The sequence below is a fragment of the Bradyrhizobium sp. genome (assembly GCF_019242285.1).
In the GTDB taxonomy this organism is placed as follows: Bacteria; Pseudomonadota; Alphaproteobacteria; order Rhizobiales; family Xanthobacteraceae; genus Bradyrhizobium.
In genome coordinates this window covers 1-7624 of record NZ_JAFAVV010000827.1, presented here as the reverse complement: position 1 = coordinate 7624, position 7624 = coordinate 1, and the positions used below count along the sequence as shown (strand labels likewise).

Annotated in this window: 9 protein-coding genes; 3 read left to right on the top strand and 6 right to left on the bottom strand. The window is 65.5% G+C overall.

The window, feature by feature from the left end; all coding sequences use genetic code 11:
- A partial coding sequence (locus JOY90_RS34075; protein WP_291695479.1) for an NAD(P)/FAD-dependent oxidoreductase occupies window positions 1–949 on the bottom strand: 949 nt, incomplete at its 3' end.
- 183 nt (window positions 950–1132) lie between these two features.
- Here JOY90_RS34075 and pncA point away from each other — a divergent pair.
- Complete coding sequence (gene pncA / locus JOY90_RS34070; RefSeq protein WP_291695478.1) at window positions 1133–1759, top strand: bifunctional nicotinamidase/pyrazinamidase; 627 nt, start codon at window positions 1133–1135, stop codon at window positions 1757–1759.
- On the opposite strand, the gene JOY90_RS34065 is transcribed toward pncA, so the two are convergent.
- Together JOY90_RS34065 and JOY90_RS34060 are read right to left on the bottom strand one after the other, a co-directional pair.
- Window positions 1754–2539, bottom strand: a complete 786-nt coding sequence (locus JOY90_RS34065) for a class I SAM-dependent methyltransferase (RefSeq protein WP_291695477.1) — start codon at window positions 2537–2539, stop codon at window positions 1754–1756. The genes pncA and JOY90_RS34065 overlap by 6 nt on opposite strands.
- A 92-nt stretch (window positions 2540–2631) precedes the next feature.
- On the bottom strand, window positions 2632–4059 hold the full coding sequence (locus JOY90_RS34060; protein ID WP_291695476.1) for an NAD-dependent succinate-semialdehyde dehydrogenase: 1428 nt from the start codon (window positions 4057–4059) through the stop codon (window positions 2632–2634).
- A gap of 201 nt (window positions 4060–4260) precedes the next feature.
- On the opposite strand from JOY90_RS34060, the gene JOY90_RS34055 reads away from it, so the two are divergent.
- Window positions 4261–5133 carry an NAD(P)-dependent oxidoreductase gene (locus JOY90_RS34055; RefSeq protein WP_291695475.1) on the top strand — a complete coding sequence of 291 codons (873 nt, stop codon included), beginning with the start codon at window positions 4261–4263 and terminating at the stop codon, window positions 5131–5133.
- Window positions 5134–5460: 327 nt separating this feature from the next.
- On the top strand, window positions 5461–5628 hold the full coding sequence (locus JOY90_RS34045; RefSeq protein WP_291695480.1) for a hypothetical protein: 168 nt from the start codon (window positions 5461–5463) through the stop codon (window positions 5626–5628).
- A 9-nt stretch (window positions 5629–5637) separates the two neighbouring features.
- Here JOY90_RS34045 and JOY90_RS34040 read toward each other — a convergent pair whose 3' ends face one another.
- The 3 genes from JOY90_RS34040 to JOY90_RS34030 form a co-directional block, all read right to left on the bottom strand.
- Complete coding sequence (locus JOY90_RS34040) at window positions 5638–6387, bottom strand: glutamine amidotransferase (protein ID WP_291695474.1); 750 nt, start codon at window positions 6385–6387, stop codon at window positions 5638–5640.
- Window positions 6388–6423: 36 nt separating this feature from the next.
- On the bottom strand, window positions 6424–6801 hold the full coding sequence (locus tag JOY90_RS34035) for a hypothetical protein (RefSeq protein WP_291695473.1): 378 nt from the start codon (window positions 6799–6801) through the stop codon (window positions 6424–6426).
- Window positions 6802–6948: 147 nt separating this feature from the next.
- Window positions 6949–7624: hypothetical protein (locus JOY90_RS34030; RefSeq protein ID WP_291695472.1), on the bottom strand; the 676-nt coding region annotated here is incomplete at its 5' end.

Here is a 7624-nt window from a genome sequence, read left to right as displayed (position 1 = left end):
CGCGGATCTTCTTGCGGGCAAATTCCGCGACGGTGTCGTTGGCGTCCTTCTCGAACAAGAGGTCGCCGAAAGCGCCGAGGAAGGGCAGGCCGCCGCGTTGCCACGCTTCCTCATAAAGCCGGTCGCGCTCTTCCGGGTTCGACTCGAGCGCGGGCTTGGCGTTGAACAGAAAATAGAAGCCGGTCGGACGGGCGCGCGCCTTGGCGCGCAAGGCGGGATAGTCGGCCTTGACGGCGCGCAGATGTTCCGGCGTCAGCGTCTGGTTCCAGGCCGGCACCGACCAGGTCGCGGTGCGCTGGAACACAGTGAGTTCAGCGGCCTGCTGCGCGATGATCGGAATCGACTGGATGGCGGACGAGCCGGTGCCGATCACGCCGACCCGAAGGCCGGTGAAGTCGACGCCTTCATGCGGCCATTCGCCGGTATGGTAGATCGGCCCGCGAAAGTCCGCCGCGCCTTCGAATCTCGGGTGGTTTGGCGCCGACAGGCAGCCGACCGCCATGATGCAGAATTGGGCGCTGACCTCGTCGCCGCGGTCGGTCTCGATGCGCCAGAGTTCTGCTCTCTCATCGAACGTCGCCGCGGTCACCCTCGTGTCGAACACGATGTCGCGGCGCAAGTCGAACCGGTCGGCAATGTGGTTGGCATAGTTGAGGATTTCCGGCTGTGGCGCGTATTTCTCCGACCAGCTCCATTCCTGGTCCAATTCTTCCGAGAACGAGAAGGAATACTGCATGCTCTCGACGTCGCAGCGCGCGCCGGGGTAGCGGTTCCAGTACCAGGTGCCGCCAACCCCGCCGCCGGCCTCGAAGACCCTTGCCGAGAGGCCAAGCCCGCGCAGGCGGTGCAGCATGTACATGCCGGCAAAGCCGGCGCCGACCACGACGGCGTCGAAGGTCTTTCCAGTTTCGGGAGCGCGCGCCCCCTGATCAGCGTTTTCCTCGTTCATTGCTTCGTCTTTGTCTTGTTTGTTCTGAGCGGATTATGCCGTGACCGCGGCAAAAATCGACACCCGAATCTTGCGGGGAAGGCCGGCGTTTTCGCCCGTCTGCGGTTGCTTCCCCGCCGCATCCGGCTAGGCTGGAACCAAGGTCCCGGCGAGCGGGGCGGGATGACCGTCGGAGTTGTCGTCATGAAGATTTCGAGCCGCGATGTGCTGGTCATCGTGGACGTGCAGAACGATTTCTGCACTGCCGGCAGGCTCGCCGTTCCCGGCGGCGAGGAGGTCGTTCCCGCCATCAACCGCCTTGCGGACAAATTCGAGAACGTGGTGCTGACCCAGGACTGGCATCCGGCGGATCATATCTCCTTCGCGTCGAACCATCCCGGGAAGCATCCGTTCGAGACGATCGAGGTGAGCTACGGCACGCAGGTGCTCTGGCCGGACCATTGCATTCAGGCAAGCGCGGGCGCCGCCTTTCACGAAGCGCTGGAGATCAGCCGCGTCAATCTCGTGATCCGCAAGGGATTCCGCCGCGGCATCGATTCCTATTCGGCGTTCTATGAGAACGACCACACCACCCCGACCGGGCTTGCCGGCTACCTGCGCGAGCGCGGACTGAAAATCCCCTATTTCGTCGGCCTCGCGTTCGACTTCTGCGTCCGCTATTCGGCGGAAGATGCCCGCCGCGCCGGCTTCGAAGCCGTCGTCATCGAGGATGCCTGCCGCGGCATCGACCTTGGCGGCTCGGTCGCCGCCACGCGCGAAAGCCTCGCGGCGCTCGGCATTCCCGTCGTCGCGGCCGAGGCGGTGTCATAGCCGGCCGACGATCAATTTGAGCGAGCCCTCGAAGGCCTGTTGTTCACGCAAATGGCCATGCCGTGCGTCCCAGCGGCCGGACGCGAGGTCAGCGCTCAGCTCGGCTTCGAACCGCCGCACCACGTCGCGCTCGACAAAGCTCCACGCCGAGCAGGCCAGCCGCGCCTCTGGATCGAGCAGCATCTCGGGCCGGCCGTAATAGGCTTCGTTGAAGCCGTCGGTGCAATCGAGCGGGATCGTGACCGGGAGGATTTCCGACCGCGCGCCGAGAGCCCGGGCGATCCTCTGGGTTGACGGATACCTGCCGGCTTCGACGTCGATGACCTCGGGGCAATAGGCGTGAAGCCAGAAGCGGTCGAGCTCGGTCGGCTCGCAGGTCATGATGACGACCGGACCTTTCGTTACGCGTCGCATTTCCGCAAGACCGGCGTCGAGCTCGCGCCATTGGTGCACCGAGAAGGTCGACATGCCGGCGTCGAAGGCCGCGTCACCGAACGGCAGCCGTTCCGCGACGGCATCGATCGCGCGGGGAAGCCAGGCCGGACGCTGGTCACGCATCGAGCGCGACGGCTCGACCGCGGTCACGACGCGTTCGCGAGGTTCATACGACCCGGCGCCGGCACCGACGTTGAGAACCGTTCGCGCCTGCCCGAGCGCATTCTCGATCAGCGCGGCGATCCTCGGGTCAGGCTGGCGAAACTCTGCATAGCGGTTGCCGATGGTGCCGTAATTGGCGTCGCCGGCGCTGCCGTCCTGGTGCCGGGGCGATTGCGGTTGCATGGATGGGGCCTCTGACTGACGTGACGATGAAACGAGCCGGCCCCCGACCGCGTGGGCCGGAGGCCGGTCACCTCAATATCATCCCGTTGGTGTCAGATCATCTTGTGCGAGACGTTCTTGGCCACCGTGTAGCATTGCAGCCCTTCGGTGCCGCCTTCACGGCCATAACCGCTGTCCTTGACGCCGCCGAACGGCGTCTCGGCGACCGAGGCGACGAAGTGGTTGATCGAGAGATTGCCGACTTCGACCTCGTTGGCGAGCCGGTCGGCATTGTGTGACGATCGCGTGAAGGCGTAGGCGGCAAGGCCGTATGGAAGGGAGTTGGCCTTCTCGATCGCCTCGTCCAGGCTGCGCACGGGATTGACCAGCGCCAGCGGGCCGAACGGCTCGTCGCGCATGGCGCGGGCGTCGTCCGGAAGCTCAGCGAGCACGGTCAGCGGGAAGAAATAGCCGCGATTGCCGATGCGCTGGCCGCCCGCCAGCACTTTCGCGCCCTTGGCCTTGGCGTCGGCGACGAGAGCTTCCATCGCCTCGATGCGGCGCCCGTTCGCCAGCGGCCCGAGCTGGGTCGACGGATCGAGGCCGTTGCCGACCTTCAACTGCGCGGCCTTCTCGGCAAAGGAGTCGGCAAATTGCCGATAGACCTCCTCCTGCACGAAGAAGCGCGTCGGCGCGACGCAGACCTGCCCCGCGTTGCGCGATTTTCCCGCAACCGACGTCGCGGCGGTCGTGGCCGGATCGACGTCGTCGCAGACGATGACGGGGGCGTGGCCGCCGAGCTCCATGATCGCGGGCTTCATATGGCGGCCGGCCATCTCGGCGAGCGATTTGCCGACCGGGATCGAGCCGGTGAAGGTGATCAGCCGGATCGAGGCCTGCGGGATCAGGTGGCTCGAAATCTCGGCCGGGTTGCCGAACACGAGGTTTAAGACTCCGGGTGGCAGGCCGGCGTCGTGAAACGCGCGAACGAGCTGCACCGCGCCGGCCGGTGTCTCCTCCGATGCCTTCAGGATGATGGAGCAGCCCGACGACAGGGCGCCCGCGACCTTGCGCGCCGGCGAGCTCATCGGGAAATTCCACGGCGAGAACGCCGCGACCGGGCCGATCGGCTGGCGCAGCACGGTGTGGCGCATGCCGTCCTCGCTCGGGATCACGCGGCCGTACATTCGCAAGCCCTCGGTCGCGTCCCATTCGATGATGTCGCAACCGCGCAGGATCTCGAGCCGGGCCTGGTCGAGCGGCTTGCCCTGCTCAAGCGTCATCGCCACCGCCATCTCGTCGGCGCGCGCGCGGATCAGGCTCGCGGCCTTGAGGATGATCTGGGTGCGCTTGGCGGGCGAGGTCTTGCGCCAGACCGCGAAGCCGCGCTCGGCCGCGGCGATCGCGTCATCGAGATCGGCGATCGTCGCCGTCGGCACCGTGCCGAGCACCGTCTCGTCCGCGGGATTGAGCACGGGCTGGCCATCGGCCCGCTTCCAGCGGCCGTCGATATAGAGCTCGATAGAGGGGTAGCCGGTCATGACGTTTCCTTTGGCAGCGTTATATTCCATCAGATATAAAGCGCGGACCGGACAGGTGAGTCAATTCCAGCCCCGGAAAGGCAGGCATCGGCTTCGCGCAAGGCGCGCCTGGTCGATAGGGTTTGACCGAGAAGCGATTCTGACGTGCAATCCGCGCGGCTTCAAAGTGTTCCAAGAGTTCATTCGCGGTGGAGTGCGATCATGAAAAGCGTCATCGTCACGGGCGGCAGCGGCAAGGCGGGCAGGGCGACCATTCGTGAATTGCTGGACCATGGCTATCAGGTGATGAACGTCGACACCGCGGCGCCGGCCGAGCCGCTCTGCCATTTCATGAAGACCGATCTCAACGATCTCGGTCAGACGGTCGATGCGCTGCGGCTGATGGCGGGCACCATCGACCGCCGCCGCATGGCGATCGGCGAGCCGCCGGCCGTGATCCATCTCGCCGGCATTCCGGCGCCGGGTCTCGCGCCGGATGCGACCGTCTTCCAGAACAACATGATGACGACCTACAATGTGTTCAGCGCCGCGGTCCGCGCCGGGCTGAAGCGCGTGGTGTGGGCATCGAGCGAGACGGCTTATGGTATCCCCTTCACGCGCAGCCCGCCGCTGTTCGCGCCGATCACGGAAGAACATCCGCTCGCGCCGGAATCAGGTTATGCGCTGGCCAAGGTGCTGTGCGAGCGCGCGGCATTCGAGATGAACCGCTGGAATCCCGGCACGGTCTTCGTGGGCCTGCGCATCTCCAACATCTTCGAGGAGAAGGACTACGCGGCGATTCCCACGTTCTGGAATGATCCGGCGACGCGGCGCTGGAATCTCTGGAGCTGGGTCGACGCGCGCGACGTCGCGCAGGCCTGCCGGCTCGCGATCGAGGCCGATCTGTCGGGAGCGGAAGTGTTCACCATCGCGGCCGCCGACTCTTTGATGAAGACGCCGAGCCGCGACCTGATGGCGGCGCATTTCCCGAATGCCGAGATTGCCGACAGGCTGGGGGACTTCGAGACGCTGCTGTCGATCGAGAAGGCGCGCCGGATGCTCGGCTACTCGCCACGGCACGGCTGGCGGAGCTGACGGAACCGGCACATCAAGGGAAACGAATCGCAACACCGCTGCTGCTGGGAATTGCGACCGGCTGAGCCATGGAACATCCTCCGAGCCGTGCTCGTTGGGCAAGAACCATCGCACGGAGAGCGGGATGTCCTGGCTAGGCAAATGGCGCAACCAATTCGGCTCGATCGTCGACATTACGAGCGATAGCGGTGGCCGCATTGAGGGCACCTTCGAAACGGCGCTCAAGGACAGCGGGTTTTACGGCCAGACCGTTTCGATCGTTGCGTGCACCAGGGAAACTGCATCGGGTTTTCGTCGGTCGGGTGCTCGCCGACCGGCGACCGCGTGGTGTCCTACACGGGCCTGCTGCGCGACGGCAAAATGGAGACCACGTGGTTTGTGGTCGCGGACAAGACGCTCTCGGCGGGCAAGGAAGGCGAGCCCGCAACGTTGAAACCGACGAATTGGTGGCGGCCCGTTTCGACCAATATCGACACTTTCGAGCGCGTCAAATAACGGCCGTACTTACGCCTTCGCGTTCGGCTGAGCGCCGAAATCCGGCGCGCTGACCTGCCGGAGCCAGTGGCCGAACACCTGATCGGCGCGGGCCGAGAGACCGTTCGCGTGCCGCCGTGTGGCCGTTCTCAATTCCGCCACCGAAATCCCGGACGCCGCCAGCTCGACGGTGTGGCCGACATACCATTCCTCGAGTTGACGCGGATCGGCCTCCAGGTGGAACTGGAGCGCCAGCGCATTGCGCCCGAAGGCGAAGGCCTGGTTCTCGTAATTGTCGTTCGAGGCCAGCCGCGTGGCACCCGATGGGAGCTCAAAGCTGTCGCCGTGCCAGTGCAGGACGACGGCGTCGCGGTCCTGCAGGGCACTGATGCAGGATGACCTGCCCGCATCGGTCAGGTCGACCGTCCCCCAGCCTATCTCCTTCACCGGTCCCTTGAACACGCGGCTTCCGAGCGCCTTCGCCATGAGCTGGCTGCCGAGGCAAATCCCGAGCGTCGGCAGGTTCCGGGATAATCTGTATTCGATCAGCGCGATCTCGGATGTCAGGAAGGGATAGTCATCGGTCTCGTAGACCCCGATCGGGCCGCCGAGGACGACGACGAGGCCGGCGTGCCGGATCGATCGATGCGTGAGATCGTCGACGGCGGCTTCGCAGAACGAGACGTCCCAGCCTTCGCGTTCCATGACCGGGGCCAGCAGGCCCAGATCCTCGAAAGCCACGTGGCGCAGGGCGACGGCGGGTCGTCGGGTTCGGATCACCGGAAAAGCCTGTTGGTGGAGCGAGCCGCTGGCGGCTCAGTTGGGGGCGATGCGGCCGGGATGATAGCTGGCCGTGAGGGCCTCGCCCAGCTCATGCTGCATCTTCGGTTGCATGGCGAAGCAGACGCTGAAGCCGTCCGTGGTCCGCAGCGTGACCATGCGGCCGCCGGCCTCGGATGATTGCTCGACCGCCCAGGACGCCAGCGGATAGGCGTAGCGCAGCGTATGGTCCTGATAGCGACAACGCAGCGCCTGGGTGATCAGGTCGGGCAAGGTCATGGCCAGCGCGCCGGCCTGCTCCAGCGGCACCCGGACCCTGGCCGGCGCCCCATGCGCATCGGTGAAGCCGAGGACGACCGCGCTGCCGTCCGGCGCGACCTCGCATGTCGTGAGCGATTGAGGTTCGATGTCCATCGAGAGTGGCTCTATCGTTATATTAATATGAATATAGCGATAGATCGCATGCCTCGTCCAGCCTCGGAGCCGAAATCATGCTGAAACTGGCAACCGGCGGGCGGACGCTTCATCCGTCCACCGGCGCGGCCGTTCCTTGGCCTGACGCTATTTCGGCAGCGCCACCGGCTTGAGCGCGAAGGGGCCGGGATCCTTGCCCTTGTTGTCGCCGATGATGTAGGACAGCTTGCCCTCCGCGACCCAGCCGATGTCGCCGACCTGCGTCACCGAGACGGGCTCGGCGAGACCATCCTGGATCGTCTCGACCTGGGCCTCGTCGCCCTTGACCGTGACCTTGTCGAGGCGCCCGGCGCCCTCGATCAGAAGGAAGCCGTCGCCGAAGGCCCGCATCGCATCCGCATGATCGATCGCGCGCGAGGGTTTCAGCTCAGACACGGCACCGGCCTTGCCGTCCTTCACGGCGATCTTGAACAGCTTTGCCGGGATGAAGGTCGTGACGTAGAGATTGCCGTCCGCGCCGACGGCAATGCCGTCCAAGCCCACGCCATCCTTTGCCGGCGCCAGGAGCGGGTCGGTCGCGAAGATCTCGAGTGCCGTGCCGCCCGGCTTCAGGCTATAGACGTTGGGCGCAAAGGAGTCCGAGACATAGGCCGTGCCGTCGCTGCCGACGGCGATGTCGTTGCAGAGCGACTTCGGATCGGCGAGGGCAAAACTGCCCTTCGGCGCACCGGTCTTGAGGTCGAAGGTCTTCAGCCACGCCCCCTTGACGTCGCTCGGTCCGGGCACGCCGAACCCGCTGATGTCGTTGGAGCAGACATAGAGC

Bases quoted from the DNA above. Each gene is read 5' to 3' on its own strand.
- pncA (WP_291695478.1), top strand. From the start codon at position 1,133: ATGAAGATTTCGAGCCGCGATGTGCTGGTCATCGTGGACGTGCAGAAC.
- JOY90_RS34065 (WP_291695477.1), bottom strand. From the start codon at position 2,539: ATGCAACCGCAATCGCCCCGGCACCAGGACGGCAGCGCCGGCGACGCC.
- JOY90_RS34060 (WP_291695476.1), bottom strand. From the start codon at position 4,059: ATGACCGGCTACCCCTCTATCGAGCTCTATATCGACGGCCGCTGGAAG.
- JOY90_RS34055 (WP_291695475.1), top strand. From the start codon at position 4,261: ATGAAAAGCGTCATCGTCACGGGCGGCAGCGGCAAGGCGGGCAGGGCG.
- JOY90_RS34035 (WP_291695473.1), bottom strand. From the start codon at position 6,801: ATGGACATCGAACCTCAATCGCTCACGACATGCGAGGTCGCGCCGGAC.